General features: G+C 40.9%; 17 protein-coding genes. 3 read left to right on the top strand and 14 right to left on the bottom strand.

From position 1 onward, the window contains the following. The 12 genes from ACM0OY_RS35555 to ACM0OY_RS35500 form a co-directional block, all read right to left on the bottom strand. Positions 1–699 (bottom strand): cytochrome P450 (locus ACM0OY_RS35555; protein WP_414573454.1); only part of this gene is annotated, 699 nt, incomplete at its 3' end. Positions 700–1,458: 759 nt separating this feature from the next. Further along, positions 1,459–2,250: an Rpn family recombination-promoting nuclease/putative transposase gene (locus ACM0OY_RS35550; protein ID WP_414573453.1), complete on the bottom strand. Its 792-nt coding sequence runs from the start codon at positions 2,248–2,250 to the stop codon at positions 1,459–1,461. A 612-nt stretch (positions 2,251–2,862) separates the two neighbouring features. Continuing rightward, positions 2,863–3,024, bottom strand: coding sequence for a hypothetical protein (locus tag ACM0OY_RS35545; RefSeq protein ID WP_414573452.1), 162 nt, complete (start codon positions 3,022–3,024; stop codon positions 2,863–2,865). A gap of 18 nt (positions 3,025–3,042) precedes the next feature. Further along, the gene (locus ACM0OY_RS35540) at positions 3,043–4,866 is read right to left on the bottom strand and encodes a hypothetical protein (protein ID WP_414573451.1); all 1,824 of its coding nucleotides are present in this window, start codon (positions 4,864–4,866) and stop codon (positions 3,043–3,045) included. Continuing rightward, positions 4,863–5,441, bottom strand: coding sequence for a hypothetical protein (locus ACM0OY_RS35535; RefSeq protein ID WP_414573450.1), 579 nt, complete (start codon positions 5,439–5,441; stop codon positions 4,863–4,865). The genes ACM0OY_RS35540 and ACM0OY_RS35535 overlap by 4 nt, the downstream gene beginning before the upstream one ends. A 70-nt stretch (positions 5,442–5,511) precedes the next feature. After that, positions 5,512–6,183, bottom strand: a complete 672-nt coding sequence (locus tag ACM0OY_RS35530) for a hypothetical protein (protein ID WP_414573449.1) — start codon at positions 6,181–6,183, stop codon at positions 5,512–5,514. Positions 6,184–6,191: 8 nt separating this feature from the next. Further along, positions 6,192–6,635 carry a hypothetical protein gene (locus ACM0OY_RS35525; protein ID WP_414573448.1) on the bottom strand — a complete coding sequence of 148 codons (444 nt, stop codon included), beginning with the start codon at positions 6,633–6,635 and terminating at the stop codon, positions 6,192–6,194. A 97-nt stretch (positions 6,636–6,732) separates the two neighbouring features. Further along, positions 6,733–6,918 (bottom strand): hypothetical protein, encoded by a 186-nt coding sequence (locus ACM0OY_RS35520; RefSeq protein ID WP_414573447.1) that lies wholly within the window; start codon positions 6,916–6,918, stop codon positions 6,733–6,735. Further along, entirely contained in the window at positions 6,899–7,150 is a 252-nt protein-coding gene (locus ACM0OY_RS35515) for a hypothetical protein (RefSeq protein ID WP_414573446.1), read from the bottom strand. The genes ACM0OY_RS35520 and ACM0OY_RS35515 overlap by 20 nt, the downstream gene beginning before the upstream one ends. A gap of 104 nt (positions 7,151–7,254) precedes the next feature. Then, positions 7,255–7,398 (bottom strand): hypothetical protein, encoded by a 144-nt coding sequence (locus ACM0OY_RS35510; RefSeq protein WP_190735106.1) that lies wholly within the window; start codon positions 7,396–7,398, stop codon positions 7,255–7,257. A 74-nt stretch (positions 7,399–7,472) separates the two neighbouring features. After that, entirely contained in the window at positions 7,473–8,057 is a 585-nt protein-coding gene (locus tag ACM0OY_RS35505) for a hypothetical protein (protein WP_414573445.1), read from the bottom strand. Then, on the bottom strand, positions 8,054–8,431 hold the full coding sequence (locus tag ACM0OY_RS35500) for a hypothetical protein (RefSeq protein ID WP_163932951.1): 378 nt from the start codon (positions 8,429–8,431) through the stop codon (positions 8,054–8,056). Before ACM0OY_RS35500 ends, ACM0OY_RS35505 begins: the two co-directional genes overlap by 4 nt. A gap of 293 nt (positions 8,432–8,724) precedes the next feature. Between ACM0OY_RS35500 and ACM0OY_RS35495 the strand changes: the two genes are divergently transcribed. After that, on the top strand, positions 8,725–8,901 hold the full coding sequence (locus ACM0OY_RS35495; protein WP_414573444.1) for a hypothetical protein: 177 nt from the start codon (positions 8,725–8,727) through the stop codon (positions 8,899–8,901). A gap of 560 nt (positions 8,902–9,461) precedes the next feature. After that, positions 9,462–12,617: a plasmid replication protein, CyRepA1 family gene (locus tag ACM0OY_RS35490; protein WP_414573443.1), complete on the top strand. Its 3,156-nt coding sequence runs from the start codon at positions 9,462–9,464 to the stop codon at positions 12,615–12,617. Between the two features lie 239 nt (positions 12,618–12,856). Here the strand turns inward: ACM0OY_RS35490 and ACM0OY_RS35485 are convergent, their stop codons facing one another. Both ACM0OY_RS35485 and ACM0OY_RS35480 read right to left on the bottom strand, forming a co-directional pair. After that, entirely contained in the window at positions 12,857–15,316 is a 2,460-nt protein-coding gene (locus ACM0OY_RS35485) for an AAA family ATPase (RefSeq protein WP_414573442.1), read from the bottom strand. After that, positions 15,313–16,380, bottom strand: a complete 1,068-nt coding sequence (locus tag ACM0OY_RS35480) for an ATP-binding protein (RefSeq protein WP_414573441.1) — start codon at positions 16,378–16,380, stop codon at positions 15,313–15,315. Before ACM0OY_RS35480 ends, ACM0OY_RS35485 begins: the two co-directional genes overlap by 4 nt. Before the next feature lie 205 nt (positions 16,381–16,585). Between ACM0OY_RS35480 and ACM0OY_RS35475 the strand changes: the two genes are divergently transcribed. Continuing rightward, positions 16,586–16,894 carry a hypothetical protein gene (locus tag ACM0OY_RS35475; RefSeq protein WP_414573440.1) on the top strand — a complete coding sequence of 103 codons (309 nt, stop codon included), beginning with the start codon at positions 16,586–16,588 and terminating at the stop codon, positions 16,892–16,894. Positions 16,895–17,087 lie beyond the last annotated feature (193 nt).

Below are 17,087 nucleotides of genomic sequence, written 5' to 3'. Positions count from 1 at the left end.
AGCCAACAATTTTCTTGTTTGCAAGCCGGAGCGTTTATGTTTGCGAGCCGCAACAGCTAATTCTTCTATATTGTTACCAGATGGAGCGCCCCAGAAAGAACTGGTATCCGTTGCCCACTTAATTAGGTTAGCGCGATCGCTTTCTGGTACACCAAAAATCTTGGCAATAATTAAGCTAGGTAAGGGTACAGATAGGTCAGAGACAATATCCATATAACCCTGATGTTGCACTTGATCTAATAAGGTATCAGTCGTTTTTTGAATAATGCTCCGCCAGCTTTCTAAAGCACGGGTTGTAAAGCCTTGATTCGCTAGTTTTCGCATCCGCGAGTGATCGGGTGGATCTTTTTCAATCATCGAGTTACCCGTCAGTTGCAAAAAGTTTTGGATCAAACTGACATCTAGATTGCCCAATTGCTGAATAAACAAAGTCCGTCGCTCAGAACTAAGCCGTTCATCTCGCAAGGCAGCTTCTACATCTTGATATCGAGTTAAAATCCAGTAGCCCAAGGATGCTTCATAGTGAACTGGATCTTCTTCGCGGATACGTTTGTACAATGGATAGGGATTAGCAATTATTTCTGGTGCAAATAAGTCATAAGTTAGGGACTGATTGTTTTTTGCTAAACCACTTTGGTTATCTTCTCCATTCAATCCTAAATGCTGTGGGGGAATTAATGGGATAATAGGTGTATGCATAATTAGTAGGAGATGACAATGTTTGCGGAGTAAGATTTATGGCATTGCATAAGTGTGAGATGAATTGGTCGTTGAAACCATTGGAAATGCGTTCAAAATTGGGCGAAATCATCCCATGATATGGCTAACGCCAAGCTGCGCTAACAGCAACGCCGGATTTATTTAGGCATTTTGAAGTTTTTCCATGCCCAAAAGTCTTTCAACTAAACTATGAATGGTTTTCTCCTAATTTAGAGTTGGTTATCCCCCCAGAGTAAAAGTTTGATAAATAATTTATCTCTGTCGGGCAAAAGATATACGTGCTATACAATTTCTACTTATGGAATGATTTGGGCAAAGCTTTTTTATAGTAGTTTTTACTAGATGTGCGACTTATTGTTTCGTGATACAAGGCTGGTGAATCTATCCCACTAATATGATTTGTTGTAAAAATCTTCATTTAGTCGTAAATAAAGAAAGTAAAATCAAGATTTTACAGGGCATAGAGCCGAGATCCCTACTCTGTGAGATCATCTTGGACTGTGTGGGTTTGAGAATTTACCACCTCTGAAGTGATTTCCTCAACGGATAAATCAACAGACGAAGCCACTTCGGAGATGCTGTAACCCATGCTCACTCATGCGTGCTGCTGCTTTTAAGAAAGGTTTGACGTTCCAAGTCTTTGTAGATTCGTGTTTCTTCAATGTTCAGTAAGAGCATAGCTTCCACGTCTTTACACTCAAACTCACAAAGACTTGTAAACAACGATTTCGTGTGTGCTTACTCATCAGTGTTCTGCTGTGCAGCAAGCCGGACAGATTCTACGTCAACATTGAGTTGTTGAGCAATCTGTTCTACACTCATCCCTGTTTTTAGTAACAGTGGCACAGCTGCTTTCAATATTTCTTCCCTACCCTCAGCTTTCGCTTCCTGATAAACCCTTGTTTGCTCTAAAGTCAGTCCCAACATGGTTTCCACTTCCTCTCTACTCAACGAAGAAAACTTGTAAACAGCGATCGTGGTAATAATATCTATTATTTCGTTTTTCGGCAGTGCGTCCGTTGACTCTAATTGTACTCGCTCAATTAATAGACGCGCTTGCGAAGCCATCGCCTTCTCTGAAGCGATTGTCAACTGCATTAAATTGATACCTATTGGCAGAGTATTAGAATTACCTAACTCATCTAAATAAATGCGCTGCACTTGGTCGCTGTTCAAAAATAATCGATGAGTTCTTGTATCGCTTGGTTCCAAACTGCGCTCTGGGAAAATTACCACACAGTACCAGTCATCGTAGAGTCCTCTATTGCGATTTAAGTACATCATCGACTCAGTAAAAAACCGATGATAAAGAGCTTCATCTTTCTGAAATTGAACTTCTGCAAAAAAGATAACTCTGGGTGTTGCATCCTTTGGAGGTAAAAAGACCCCATCAATGCGAAAGGAGGTTTCTTTCACCTCAACTGACTCAAATCGATAGTTCTGCGCCTGCTCAGGACGGTAATCAACGAGTTCAAAAATTAACGCAGGAAAGCGTTTAAATATTTGGTAATAAATGGAGTCGCGTTTCACTAAAATATTGAAATAGGCTGATTATTCAGTTGTGATTTTATCAGAAAAGTGACATATAAAGATGCATTTAAAATAGAAAGATTAAAATTTTATTGCTATCTTTAGTAGATTTACTTTTAAATTCATCTTCAGAAAACTAGAAAAACTACACACATTGAGAAGAATCCATTACAATGGAGTAAATAAGCACAAAGCGAGGTGATATTAAGTGCAAAATAAGAAACAGAGTAGTAATAGAATGGCAAGAATAGCGGCTCAGACCCTGCGTAAGCCCAGAGCTAGTAAGCTTGATAAAAGCTTATCTGGCAGCGTATTGTCACAAGCTAAGAGAAGACAGATGTGGTTCTTGAGTGACCTCAAAAAAAATCAAATATTTTTTTTGAGTGACTTTCAATAAAAAGCAAAAATTGATAGCTTAAATTTAATTACAAGGCAGAACGCACCCTTAGAGATTGCAATTATAGATAAATTTAATTAATAACCCCCCCAGTATTATGTAGCATCTAGGGGGGTTTTTGTATTGAAATGAAGGTGAAAAGCCAGATCAAGGGCTAGATCGCTTTTGTATAGCATTTCTCAGCATTATTTCTCTAATCCTCTAACAATAACTGGCTATTTATTGGCTGATTTATTATTGGTGTCTCTGCCGTGGTTGTCCGCAATGCCGTAAAGCTGCCGTAGGCTACGACCTATACATGGCATGGATTGCCGTGATTGCTGCCGTATGCCGTAGACACTCAGAAAAGCCTGTAAAACATCCCTTTTTATGACCACGGCATCACGGCAGTCCTTTCACCAATCAGGTAGGGAGTAGCTATCATTTCCGTCAGAATTTACCTGATCCGTCTTAACTAATTCAGCTAATCCATCAATTAATTCTGATTCTGAATAGCCAGATAACCTGTCTGCTTTCTTCAAATCGCGTAATGTTTTTGGCGTTTTAGACTTCACATTCTGGAAGTATTCATAAATCTTTTTAGCTACTTCAGATAATGGTTTGGGATGTGCATTGTGAGCAGCATTTAAATTAAATTCTAGGTCAAATACTCTATCTAGATATTCCTGCTCCGAAGCAATCGAGTTGACTTGATTAGATAAAAGGGGCATTAATGCCACAACAAAACCACCAACAGAAGCAATCATAACTGGACGGAAGTTTTGATAAGAGACTGCTTTCACTGACAGATATTTAGATTTAATTTGCTCTCTCTCTTGTTTACCCGGAATGATATCACCTCTATTTAAAATCAACTCCAGTACCCCATAAGATTCTTGTTCCCTTCCGTTCTTGATATACCTGTTACCTAAGAGCAGTAAATTGAGACACATTCTTGTTTGAGCATCCATCTTTTCAATGCCCAATGCTGCCAGATTAAAAGACTGTAGGGAAGCAATAAACTTAGTATTAAACTCTCTACCAATCAGTAAAACGTCAAGTAATTTACCCCCATAATTCCAGTCGGAGTAATGCTTACTTAATTGGTCAGCAATCACTAACCAGTCATCCAAAATTAGAATCAATGGTGGTAAGGATTCGCGCTTTGATTCTAGTAGTTGCTTACGCTGTTTGTAGTCCGTGTAAAAGTTATCAATTACCTCTTTCGCTAGGTCTGGGTTTTCCCCGTCAAAGACAATTACCCTTTCTTTCTCTCGCAAACCACAGAAACTATCATTCTTAGCACTAATTACCCAAATATCCGCATTGGGGGAATCTGCAAGGATTTTCTGAATTAAGTAATTGAGGGTTACTGATTTACCACTTCCTGGTGCAGCGACTAAAGCAGTGGAACTATCGGCTCTGGCTAGGGCTTGCAAAGTGTTGAAGGCAAGAGCTTCTGATGGATCAAGGCTACCATTCGTATTTTGTTGTAATGTCTGCTGTTGTCCTCCAGTTACTTTGTCGTCACCCCTGGCAACATCCTGCATTGACTGTCCCGGCAATGCCCCGGCTGGCTGACCCGTTGCCTGCTGTAGTTGCGCCCGTGCTTCGGCTTCTGCCTTTAACCTTACTTGCTCTTGAAATATGGCTAATTCTTCCGGTGTCATCTTTGATAATTGTGCTGCTCTTAGCCGTCGATTCTCTGACCATTGGTGAAATTCGTAATCTAGTTGTGCGGTATAACTTTCCTTGTGGAGTCTCAAGCCGAACCGAAGCTTGCTGATTAACCAGTTGGCTTTTAGCTCATTTCTCAGTTCGGGTAACATCTGCATCAATCGCCATTCCCTAGCCTTAGACAATGCGAAAGCACCACCTGTGACCACTACTGCGGCTAGACCCCAAAGCGGCTTATCTGGGTTACTTGGGGGAATAATTCTTAGACGGGTTGCCTTAGTTGGCAGAAAGCTATCACGTTGAAACTCCGGGTTAGCTGGGGCGTAAACAGGGGCATTAAACTCGTGAAGGGGCATAATGTACCGCTTAGAGGGTGTGCAGTACCCTTGACGGTTAACTGGATTTTTTAGCGTTTGGGGGATGAAGCAATACTCAACCAAACTAACTTGAGTGCCAGTAAATGACTTTGCCCCACAAATCAACCCGATGGCCGCCAGCACCCCCACAGTAATATTGTTGGCTGTTCCCGAACGCAAGTATTCTTCAAATTGTTTGCGTTTCATTGGTTTGTTCCCCTGACGATTGCTGCAATCACCAACAACACAAAAGCACCTACCCCAATCCACAGCCAAGGTATTTCATTCTTTGGAGTTGGCTTAACCTCGTAGCTTTTCACCTCTTGATAGAACCGCGTCTTACCTACACTAGATGCATTAGACACTGCCCTATATTCATCAAAGGCAATCCACAGCGAAGCTCCTACACTTGCAGTTTGGGCGGTCGCTACCAAAAAATCTTTGTCAATATGGATTTGTCCGTCGTATTGAAGCTTGGTCAGGGTATTGGCGAAGAATAGCCCCAGTACAATGCTGCCGAGTGTCCCAGAAGCGATCGCCCCAATTCCCAAACTCGTTAGTAGGCTAACTCCAGTGTTTGCAGTAAATACGCCCAAGAATGTAGCCAGTGCTTTGTTTAGCAGTTGCTTGTTACTGAAGACATCACGAATGGATTGCTCTAACCGTTCGCCGTCTTCGCTCTCTGGGGTCGGTTTTTCTGAAGTAGTTTCACCCCAAAGCATTGGTGTAGACTGTTCGCTGGTATTTTGGAACTGCGATAATAGGGAATCAATTTCATTCATGTTTACCTCGCGTGGGTGAAACAGAAAAAGCCAGAGTTGAATGGCACTACTGGCTTTTAGCTAACTATGGTTAGATGCCCATAAAATTCCTGAACCAGTCACCTACTCGACTAATGCCAGCAGTGCGCGAGTAATTGGGCTTGGGTATGCGGTCGGTTTTCGCTTCACTGCCGTTTGTCCACAGTGCGGTAGTTACCGCAGTTTCATAAGCGCGATCCGCCGCGTCTTGTGTCTCAGGCAGCTTGTTAGAAGCTTTGATTAAATCAGCCTCATATTTTGCTAGAGCCATGAGGTCAGCTGTGGCCCCAGATATCTGAATCAAAGATGAGCGCTGCGCGTGACGGGTGGCCTCCGCAGTGGTGGCGTTGACGTGTTCCGCCTGCATTTCGGACATCTCGTTTTTGAAACGCTGTTCTCCTGTCTTACTGGTGTTGATAGCTTTCAGGGTTTGCGTACCGTGTTTTTGGGTCAATTGCACCAGTTCGGCATAGGCTTGGTTTACATCCCCAGTTGTTTCAATGATTTTCCGGTATGCCTCCAATGCCTTGGGTAAATTGGCTTTTGCAGTGTCAGACAGTCGCGCCATGTCTGCAATTCTGGTGATTACCGTTTGGTCGCCAAGGAGGGCTTTGTTGAAGTCCGATTCTGAGACATCAAACAGTTTACCCATTGCTCCTAACGTACCGGGGGCATTGTTGGGAATATGATTTTTGAGTTTTGCTGCTCCGTAATTTCTAGCCATTTAATCTCCTAATAAGGTATGTAGTCGTAGTTGATATCATCGCCATAGTCAGGCACTTCATCCCAGTAACCCATGTCTTCAAATCGGTTATAAATTCTCGTTGCCAGTTGCCTTACGGGGTCGTCAAAATCATCAGAAATTAAATCAAATCTGTTGGAGCCAAACGCCAATATATTTGCAATATCTGGGTCAATCCCATTGCCTAAAAATTGACCAAATGCAGCAGAGTATGGATGATCATCGATGGTTGAATGAGTTGCTAGAAATTCCGTCCCAGTGAAGGGTGGGTAATTTTCACTTTCTTCTAGTGGTGTGGAGAGTGCTTCAATATCCGCCTCAATCATTGCTGCCCATTCTTCAGGATTTTCCACTTTGAATTGCTCTAATCTCAAAGCGCGGTCAGTTAGCGGTGAACGTCCCCAATCGTTGGGATTTTTGTAATCAAGTGTCATTTGTTAGAATCCTTGTGTACTTTCGTTTTTGCGGCGAGAGATACGTCCCGGAGTGGGGCGATTGCAGTGATTGGTCGTCGATGCAATCGCTTCATCATCAGTTTTCACAAAACTCAACAAGTTCAAAAACCTCTGTCTGCACTTGGTTTTGGCTTAATTCTTTGCGTCTGCCCTTGGAGTCGTTAAAAACGAAAGGTGCATTGGCTCGACAATTAGACTGATGGCTGTAGCGGAGTTGTTGACCACGGAATTCGTACAAATGGTTACGCTGTAAGGCTGTCATTGAAAGCATTTGTTTGCCCCTCAACTTGGGAGTAGAATTCGATATTTAGGATGGCTTCGTGAATCTCGAAGAGTGCCTGAATCGCGTCACCGAGCCGGAGGTCATTTGACGTAGTGAATCGCTCTGACGCTTCCAATCTCATGTATTCTGGTGTTGCCCTCAACATCCTCAAACTCTCTTCTTTCCCTTTGAGAATTGCTAAAATTTGCTCGACAGTCAAAATTTGCTGCATAGATATAAGCTCCAAAAAAACTAGGAATTGTGATGCAAGCTATTAAAAGGACTGGGCGGATTTTGAAAGCAAGCCACTGATAATCAGACTCTAATTTGTCCCTATTATTGTTTGTTTTGGTTGACATACATTACTAAGCCCACAGTAAATAACCCAACTCCCAAAGGCGATATACAAGCAGCTACACCACCAATTAGGGAGAGGGTAGCCACACCAGAATAAAAACAAACTTCAGTTAGTAAGTGCATTTTTCTTGATTGAGAAACTTTGTACAAAAGGAATAGAAATCTGGCATCGGATAATGCCATCCTTGAAGCAATATCTAGGGGTTTGCTGCTAGGTTCAGAATCTCTTGCAATGACTTTTGAGCAGTTCGCTGTTTCTGGGTTATTCCCCGTTGGGACAAAAAATCTTTAGCGTTCACTCCTTTGATGGAATGAGCAGCAGTCACAAACTCGGCTGCAAACTGGTCTAAATAGCTTTCTAAGCCATCTCTGACGGTGGTGGAATGAATTTCTACAAAGTTGTCTACAACTGCTTGACCACTCAAATAAGCCAGAGTTGAAGCAATTTTCTCAATGGTCAGCACGTAATTACCAGCAAATTCTTGAAGGGCATTGACAGTACCATCAATAATCTGTTGCTGTTGTTCTATTGGTAAAGGACTATCGCCAGAAGGAGCAATCGCAGCTACTTCTGGCGTGTTTTGTTCAAGAGCCTTCTGCTTGAATGTGTTGGCTAGGGTTTCAAACTCTGCCAAAGTTATTTCCTTGAGGCTATCAAAATCATCGGGGTAAGCTTCAGTAAGGCTGAATCTGATAATCTCCTCAGCAACTCCCAAACGTTCGGCAGATTCTTTAATAGAAATCATTTCTGGCTTATTGGTTTTGGTGGAATTAGGACTCATGCAGCTGTACCTCTTTGAATTACTTGGGCGAACTGTGCTTGAAACTTGGCTTGACTGAATTCCTGGGGATACTTTTTGATGTAGTTCTTTACTCGTTCGACAGAACGCAGATTAGCCATCACTCGTCCAATGCGGGACAGAACCCAGCTTTGGTACGGGGATAACGGACAAGAGCGATCCGTACTGCCATCAGTTTTTACTGGGTAGGCTTGCCGATAGCCATCTATGCGGTAAAGAGCTATGCCGTCCCAACTGACTAAAGTTGAACGAGCAACGTTAAGAATTCTTGCGAGTTCAGATTTCGTAACATAACTTGAGCAAAACAGACCAGGGGAATCTAAATCAAGTCCCCGTGAGGAGTTTGACGCTTTCATAGAGCATCTATCGGTTAATGGACAAATAGTGACTGATGGTCAGCGTTAGGTACTGACAAAGATAAGACAAGCATTTGATAGTTACCGTTACTTTGTCAGATCCACACGCCAAAAGGATTGATTTATATAGGTTTTCCTTGCTCGGTGGACAGGCATCAGCTAACGGTGCTTGCTGTTTTCCTGTCTTGTCTGTTATGTTAATTCATAGGTGAGTCACCTGTCAATATTTTGATTCACCACTGGAAAATAAGACTCAAAGGATGAATAATTAGGCATGGTATTTTAATTTGACTATGCCTTCAAAAAAGCCGCAATTGACCATTCGTATTGAGGAGGATGAGTATTCATATTTACAAGAATGGGCACAGGAAGAATTTATGACTCCTCCTCAACTAGCAAAAATCCTTCTCAAAAAAGCTATTGCATCAAATAAGAAAGAAAAAGGAGCTAACAAAAGAGAAACAGCGTAACAAAGGAGAACCAACCAGATGATGTAGAGCGAAAAGAGGGAAAGTTTAATCTAGTTACAGATGAGAGAGATTGTTCAGTAGCAATTGTTAGCCACATTGCAATATGTGCCTAGTATTACTCGATCATAGGCTGACTACCAGACAACATCTTAGCCCCAACCAAATAACTTCTATTTATGGTCTTTAATCTTTGGAATTTGAGCCAATAAAAGCCAAAAAGCCTGCGAGGTAAGACTCACAGACTTAGGCTCAAATTATTCATTTGATTTTGCTCGTATTTTGTGGCTTCGGTGCTTGCAACACCTACCACACGTCCACCCCGCCAGAAAAGACAGAGTGTAAAACCCCCACTGGAGAAAGATCAAGTGGAGCCTTTCATTGATTATAAGCTTTATTTCCAACAGATTCCTAAGAAAAAAGTAACAGGCATGAAGGCTTTACCCAAACTACTTGACTCTTTTCCCTCTACCGCACAAGTTACGCCAACTGTTCTGTAGATAAAAGTTTCACATCAGTCTTTTCTTGGCGAGGGCACTGTAACCCTTGCCAGGAGAAAGAAATTGAAAAATCTATCAAGTGTTCTACCATCCACTCAAAACTTACTGCCAGTAGAAAGCTTAAGTGAGTTTGCCAGCCGAATTGAGCGAGAATTTATTACCGGCTCTGCGATCGCAATTTCTCTCTACACTGATAACATCCGCATCGTCTCGGACATAGAAATTAGTGCTGGGGGGGATGTATCAACCCCAATCCACGATGCACTGAACTGGAAATATACCAGATTTGGGCATCAAGCCAAACCCACACTCCACGCCGCAATATTTTTTAACGAAGACGGTAGCCCTTGGCAAGGCAAACTCAGTCAACCCAGGATTGACACGAAAAAAGACAAGGATCAAAAATACGAAACCCCAATTGGCAACGGCTCACGGGCTTATCTCCCCACCGTCAACCGAGAAAATAGACGCTTAATAGCCAACCGCTACGGCGTAGAAGTCCCCCCTCCTGGCGAAAGTTTCTGGGACTGGCTAGAACTCCACCCAGAAATCCCAATCATCATTACAGAAGGCGGTAAAAAATCCTTATGCCTGTTGTCACAGGGGTATGTAGCCATTGCCCTTTACGGAATTAACGGCGGCTACCGTAGCAAGGATTTATTAGGCAACCCTGTCAAGCCCTATCTAATCCCAGATATAGCACGATTTGCTGTTAAGGGGAGAAAATTTACCCTCGCCTTTGACCAAGACACCAATACTCTAACCCAGAGACGGGTTAATGCTGCCACTTTCCGCTTTAGCCGATTACTGACTGCCGCCGGCTCAATAGTTGATATCGCCATCTGGGACGGTCAGAAAGGACTGTGTAAAGGCGTTGATGATTTAATTGTCAACGCTGGCGTGGCTGCTTGGTCAACAGCCTTAAACCAAGCCCTTTCAGTAGCACACTGGCAGTTGTGGCAACGCTTAGAAAATCGGTTAACTTACGAACCCTCATTAAAACTGACCACAGCCGACTTATCCACCTTAGAGATCAAAGACTTACCCGAATCAGGAATTATTGCCCTTAACTCAGGCAAAGGCACTGGTAAAACTAAGTTTATGGCCAAAACTACAGCGCATTCTCCGAAGTTATTAGCACCGAGTCACAGAATTGCGCTCGTACAGAATTTATGTGCCAGAGCAGATTTAGATTACCGGGGCGACTTAGATAAAGTCAACGGCAATTTTATCAAAGGAGGAGCTTACAGCTTCCGAATTGGTTTCTGTGTTGATTCGCTGCTAGCCATCGACCCGAAAAAATTTGCTGGTTGTGACTTAATGATTGATGAAATTGTCCAAGTTGTTCGTCACTTACTAACTTCTAGTACTTGCGATAAAGACGGGAAACGTCCCGCATTACTAGCAAGGTTTGCAGAATTAATTAGAGTCGCCCGGAGGATAATTGTTGCTGACGCTGATTTAAACAACCCAACCCTAAATTACCTCTGGGAACTCCGACAAAACCCAGATCCAATCTACTTAATTTATAACGACTATCAACCCAAACCCTACCACGTCACATTTATTCAAGCCAAAGATAAATCAGCTGTTATAAACGAGTTAATCCAAAATGCGCGGAACATCGAGCAAGGTAAGGCGCTATACGTCACCACAGATAGCAAAGCCACCAGCAAGACAACAGCGCGACTCCTACAAAAAGAAATTCCTGGTATTAGAATCCTGCTAGTTAACTCAGAAACCAGTGGCAATCCAGACGAAAAAAGGTTTTTGAAAAATCCCGATGCAGTATTAGCTTCAGGGTTATATGACGTAATTATTTGTTCTCCCACAGTCGCCACCGGAGTCAGCATAGAAATTCCAGATAAAGTCGAGAAAGTCTATGGAATTTTCACCGGCGCATCATCCACCGACGCTGATATGTCCCAATCCTTAATTCGCGTGCGAGACAACGTAGACCGCATAGTTTGGTGTGCCAAACGTGGGACAAATTACTGTAAAGTTTCTCGCTCCAGTAATTATCTAGAAATTAAAGCTCAATTACAACAGAGAACAGATGCCACAGTTAGTTTAGTCCGCTCCAACCTTAGACCAGATATTGTTGAAGGTATTGCTAATTTCGATTGGCAATCAAACCCTCATGTTAATTTGTATGCCCGAATTAGTGCCGAGCAGAATTATTCGATGATGAATCTTTCTGATGCACTGCTAATTCGACTCAGACATGAAGGACATCAAATTACAATTGATAATCGAGAATCGGATAAAGCTGTCAAACTGTTACTAAAGTCAGCCAAAGACGAAATCAAACAAATTGAAGCCAAAGACATAGTAGCCGCCGCAGATTTAACTTATCCAGAAATTGCCCTGCTAGAATCCCAAGAAGCAGTTTCACCAGAAGATGCACTAGCAATTAGAAAATATTATCTGAAAGATTTCTACTGCGTAGACGAGCTAACTCTAGAACATGTACTTTGGGACAAAGAAGGCCGACGGCGCGGGGAACTGCTCAACTTAGAAGCGCAACTTTATCCCGAATTAGGAGTTGACAGAACAGCCAAATCATTAGAGAAACAAGCTAATTGGAATCAAGCTGTTTGCCCGTGGGATATTTCCGGTACAGCACTGCGGCGAAAAATGCGAGAAGCATTTGGATTAAATGACTTTTTAGATCCAAATAAAGAATGGACTAAAGCTGACCTCAAACCCTACGCCGACAAGATTCGTCTCTATGCCTCAGAAATATACCACCATCTCAACCGCACCATCAGCGACAAAATGAGTGATGTTCAGGTTGTGCATCAAATGTTATCGCAGTTGGGAATTAAAGCGGCTTTTCGCTGGTCGAGATTTGAGCCGGGGTTTGAAAAGCAAAAAATTAAAGTCTACCGACTTGATACTGAAACTTGGTCTAGCCTGATGTCCATATTAGCTAAACGTGCTGCACGACGCGAACGCCTTCAAAATCATGGAGAGTCTGATGGATCAGGTATGTCTTTTAATACTCAAAATAATCTAGGAGATCCAAATCACCATCACGCCAAATCACTTGCAGAGAAACTAATTGGACATTTTGTGACAGTTCAGGGAGATGATAACCAGTTCTTGGTACAGAGTTTGACATTAAACCTCTTGCTCCGATGCAGGAACTTGACCAACAATGCTGTTGTTTTGTTGCCGTTCTCTGTTCTTATGCCCGTAAATAACCAGCATGGTTAAGCAAAACTCATGTAGCCATTTCTTATTTGAGATATGAAAGCCTGACTGTTAAAAGGATTGGAGAGCCAATGCTGTGCATCGCTGTTGCCCGGTCGGGGCGTTTAGTATTTGTCCAATCAGTATTCTGCAAAATCTTCTGTAGAGACTCGGTAGTTTCAACAGGAGTATGTGTTTTAACCTGCAATTACCAATATGGTGAGTTCTTCCTACATTCGTTCCCAGCAAAATCAGCGAGAAAGCTAATTTTGGCAGGCGAACCAGCGGCGAATCAATTCAACTTGGAAGCGATAACCTTTGCTAACCTCCTCAATTAACTCTCGTTGTAACAGCAATTTAAGAGATGTGTCAGCATCAGTAAACTGTTGCAATATGCGTTCATGGCTTATTATTGCCCCTTCTCCCTGTATGGCAATATAGTACAAGATATCTCCTCCAATAGTGTCTACTTGATTATTTTGAATATCTGCAAAGATCAATCCACCACTGCTAAGAGATGCTGGTATCGCTGCTTCTACATCAGTGAGAGTTGCTAACCGCCGGACAGATGGGTCTTGTTTATTCTTATATGCGACAATTTCAGCACAAAGTATTTGTAATAGACATGGATGGCAGCGGGTTAGTTGCAGTACTCGCTCCACGGCATCCGGTTCATAGCTTAGGGTAAAATCTTGGACAGGACGCTCAATAAGTTGTCGGGCTTCGTGTTCCTTCAAGTAGCTGATGTGTATAACTTGGACGTTGATGAGGTAGCTAGCCCAGCGTTGATATTCTTCAATAGTATGAGAACCTGCAATCATCACCTTAAAGCGTGGACGATGTTGGATCAGATGGCGTAGCATTCCTAAAATATCTTGTTCGTCAAAGCGTCCTTTATTTATAGCTCTATCTAATTCTTCAAATTCATCCAGCATCAGTAAAGCAGTGTTTTGTCCGAGTGCTTGTTCTACTTCATCTAACCATTCATCAAAGCAGGTGAAAGGGTCATCTGCTAGCATTTCACGATTTAATGATGTCAAAATAACACCTTGCTTTTTGGCTGAATTTATCATACTTCTAGCAACATTATAGAGAAAACCTGTTGAGTCTTTGGCTAATGAAGGTGCGCCTTGTAAGTCTACAAACAGAGGAATGATGGTATTGGGTAACAGACGTTGCAGGTTGTTAAGAAGAGAAGTTTTACCCATGCGACGCTGACCGTAAAGTAGTAAGGGTGGACGGCGACGGTCTAGAAGTAATTGTTCTATACGAATTGCAATATCACTACGTCCGATAAAGATTTCTTGTTCTTGAGTTAAGGGAATACCGATAATATAAGGCGAGTCTGTTTCTTGGTAAAGTTCTGTTTCTTTGGCAAGTTCATCTATATAACTGATGATTATCTCATGCCATTTTTTAGCAATTGGATAAAAACGAGAAGTATATTTTTGGCGACTTATTATAATTTTTTTTAACTGTGTGTCTAATTGTCTTTCAATACCTCTAAGAAGAATACGTTGATTATAGTTTTCTGTCAAACGTAGAGTTTGATTAATCTCTTGACTTATACTGCTAAAAAACTTAAATAAACCTGCCACGGCGTTTTCTGTTTCAGCGATCGCCAACATAGAATGATGAGCATCGCTAATCTCTTCTATATTTTTACAGTTTTCTAACTCACATGCATAAAGTTCAATTTGTGCTGCTTGACCAGCCCAGCTTTGACTGCTGGTTACTAAGTATTCGATAGCAGCTTTTGCTTCATTTTTTTTACTTTTTGCTATCAGAACAATGTGTTGATCTAACCCCATTAGAGGTATCAATTGATATTCATGCCAGAAGGCTGAATGTTGTGCCAAAAAACTAGGTGAATTATTAGTTTGTCTTTTATCTAGTACAAATAAAGTTATATTCCAAATAGTCTGTAATGGATATAAAATTACAGGCAACCACCAGCTGAAAGCAAACCCAATACCTACAACTAAAGAAATAATATCCTTACTTATACTATCGCTACTCCTAAGACTTTGAGGATTACTAAGTATTGTGTTGCTTAAAACTGCGATAATAATACAAGCAAAAGCAATAGAAAATGCACCATTTAATCTCACTCCAATCGCTGCGCTAAGAGCAACTCCAACAGCAGCGCTCAAAGCACTCCAAAAAAATGGTCTAACAAATTCTCCAAAGTGAACAAGATGGTTTGACAATTCCAAAAAATACCAGCTAGCTACGATGCTTGAAACAGAACCAAATGCAACACTAAAGATTTTGCCAAAGGTATCACCAAACATCATGCTTAAAATAAAACCAAATATCAACCCAAAGGCAATATATAAACCAATTGGTAACAGTTCAAAAATTGTAAATATCAATGAAAAATTTAATAATATTTGGAGCAAATTAAAATTTTTAACTGTAGAATATTCAAAACTAAAACATACTATTAGTAAAATAAATAAAGCTGATAATAAATAAATAGGTAAAGGTGAAACTAAATATCCTTGGATCAATAGCCTACGTAGTTCTCGATTTTTAGTTAATGTATTGATGGCTGAGTCCGAGGATGAAAATGAAGATAAATTTGAGCGGGCTATATGATTATGTAAAGCTGATGGATGAAATAAACTCCAAAAAGTTATTTGAATGCTACCAATAAATAAATTAGGATGTAGTTCTGGTGTATTGGTATAATTATTGCTTAATACATTTTGTGAAGTCATAATTCCGCCAACAAAAATTGAAATTGTTTTATTTGTTGCAATCCTTCCTCCTGCCAGTTGTCCCCAATCTCCCCATTTTCCAAGCTAAATAATTTGTGCCAGCAAAGGATTTGTAACAGTAGTGGTACACACTGACTTTGTTTCAAAATCCACTCTATGTCTGTTTCAGAAAAAGAAATAGGTGAACTTGCTATCAATTTCTGTGCTTCTTGTTCTGTAAATGCACTTAAAGTTGCCATATATCCAAAAGTATTAAAAAAGGGTGAACTATGCCCATTGCTGTGAGCCAGTTCTAAAGGAGGTTTAGGAGTAGACAAAACAAATGACAAATTTCCGCTTGTGTTCCCTAAAGAACGCAAACACTCCCAAAAACCATCATCTAACTCAGGACAACGTTGCAATCCTACTTCAACCTGATCCATTAAAATTACGGTGGGCTGATGTAGATTATCGCTAACAATTTCCATAAAATGATCTAGGTCGCATATCGATGGAATTTCCATTGCTAAACTTTGGAGTATATATTTCAAAAGTCCTTCTTGCTTTTGCATCCGCGTGTCTTGAAAATTTACAAAAACCCATTTGTAAATTTCTGGTTGTGGTAGCCAGTCTGACTTTTGTCCTGGGCGTAACTTTTCTTTTGGTATGGTTGTAATATTTTTCAAATAGTAGAGTAGCGAAGTTTTACCACTAAGTTTTTTACCAATAATAACTGCGTTTTGCAAAGGGCGCTTTTTAAGTAAATTAAATAGGCGTTTTAATTCTTCTTCTCGTCCAAAAAAGTAACGCGGATCACTAATGCACTTACCAGTAATAAAAATAGATGATTCTGTTACAGTTTCTTCTGAATGAACTGATATTTTTTGCCATTCTAAACCTAATTTTTGACAAATTTCTTGAAAATTTAAAATATCGACAGGTTTACCGTTGAGAAAGTTTTTAATAGTCGATAGAGAAATACCTACCTCACAAGCTAAGGAATTCTGACTAGGATAGCCATTTCTTTGTAGGGCAGACCTGACACTAGCAATGTACCCTTCCGCTACTTTAAGCGATCGCGCCATGACTCTTCATCGAATAACGGGTTAGATTTTATCATTTTTTAACCTGCGAAGGATGGCTAAGTTTGTATATATTCACTTGTCCATTTCTCACCCAAATCTTAGCCAGCTGTTTCAAATCAAGTATAAAAATCAGCTAATTACTTAACCAGTAAATCAGCCATTGCCCAATTTAAATAGTCATAGAAGCAATTCAAAGGGCAAACATATGGCTAACAATATTCAACAAGATGGACAGCGCAATAATATTCTCCTCACTAATATTACTAAGTTTGGTGGTAATACTGGTCAAATAATGCGTAACAAGGCGTTTTGGACAATCCTGGTGTTACCGCTTTCTGGAGCGCTATTGCTTAGTATAGGATTGTTCCCTATATTTCATGTAAATTGTCGATACAGTCTTGAGTTGAAAATAAACTTGCAAGAAATCTTAATCAAAGTAGAGGAAGATAATAGTCAATGCAAAACTGGTTGGGAACAAGTTCCTGCACATAAGCTGCAAAAATCTCAGTTTTAATCAAATACACAGGGGTATAAAATGCTTGTACCCCAAAAAATTAGTAATGCTAATAACTAGAAAATAATGTGGCTTAAAATGCTCATCTTTTAATTGTTACACTTCACTCGCTTTGTCGCTTGAGATAGTTTGGCTGAAGCCATCGGTGAGAGGTTAGAGTGATTGCACTTTTGTCAAGAGGGTGCAGGAAAAG

The organism is Nostoc sp. CCY 9925 (genome assembly GCF_963920935.1).
In the GTDB taxonomy this organism is placed as follows: domain Bacteria; phylum Cyanobacteriota; class Cyanobacteriia; order Cyanobacteriales; family Nostocaceae; genus Nostoc.
This window is presented reverse-complemented; position numbering and strand designations above follow the sequence as displayed.

What these genes read in the sequence shown, in the direction of transcription:
- ACM0OY_RS35540 (WP_414573451.1), bottom strand. Translation starts at nt 4,866, where the DNA reads ATGAAACGCAAACAATTTGAAGAATACTTGCGTTCGGGAACAGCCAAC.
- ACM0OY_RS35535 (WP_414573450.1), bottom strand. Translation starts at nt 5,441, where the DNA reads ATGAATGAAATTGATTCCCTATTATCGCAGTTCCAAAATACCAGCGAA.
- ACM0OY_RS35530 (WP_414573449.1), bottom strand. Translation starts at nt 6,183, where the DNA reads ATGGCTAGAAATTACGGAGCAGCAAAACTCAAAAATCATATTCCCAAC.
- ACM0OY_RS35525 (WP_414573448.1), bottom strand. Translation starts at nt 6,635, where the DNA reads ATGACACTTGATTACAAAAATCCCAACGATTGGGGACGTTCACCGCTA.
- ACM0OY_RS35520 (WP_414573447.1), bottom strand. Translation starts at nt 6,918, where the DNA reads ATGACAGCCTTACAGCGTAACCATTTGTACGAATTCCGTGGTCAACAA.
- ACM0OY_RS35515 (WP_414573446.1), bottom strand. Translation starts at nt 7,150, where the DNA reads ATGCAGCAAATTTTGACTGTCGAGCAAATTTTAGCAATTCTCAAAGGG.
- ACM0OY_RS35510 (WP_190735106.1), bottom strand. Translation starts at nt 7,398, where the DNA reads ATGCACTTACTAACTGAAGTTTGTTTTTATTCTGGTGTGGCTACCCTC.
- ACM0OY_RS35505 (WP_414573445.1), bottom strand. Translation starts at nt 8,057, where the DNA reads ATGAGTCCTAATTCCACCAAAACCAATAAGCCAGAAATGATTTCTATT.
- ACM0OY_RS35500 (WP_163932951.1), bottom strand. Translation starts at nt 8,431, where the DNA reads ATGAAAGCGTCAAACTCCTCACGGGGACTTGATTTAGATTCCCCTGGT.
- ACM0OY_RS35495 (WP_414573444.1), top strand. Translation starts at nt 8,725, where the DNA reads ATGCCTTCAAAAAAGCCGCAATTGACCATTCGTATTGAGGAGGATGAG.
- ACM0OY_RS35485 (WP_414573442.1), bottom strand. Translation starts at nt 15,316, where the DNA reads ATGACTTCACAAAATGTATTAAGCAATAATTATACCAATACACCAGAA.
- ACM0OY_RS35480 (WP_414573441.1), bottom strand. Translation starts at nt 16,380, where the DNA reads ATGGCGCGATCGCTTAAAGTAGCGGAAGGGTACATTGCTAGTGTCAGG.
- ACM0OY_RS35475 (WP_414573440.1), top strand. Translation starts at nt 16,586, where the DNA reads ATGGCTAACAATATTCAACAAGATGGACAGCGCAATAATATTCTCCTC.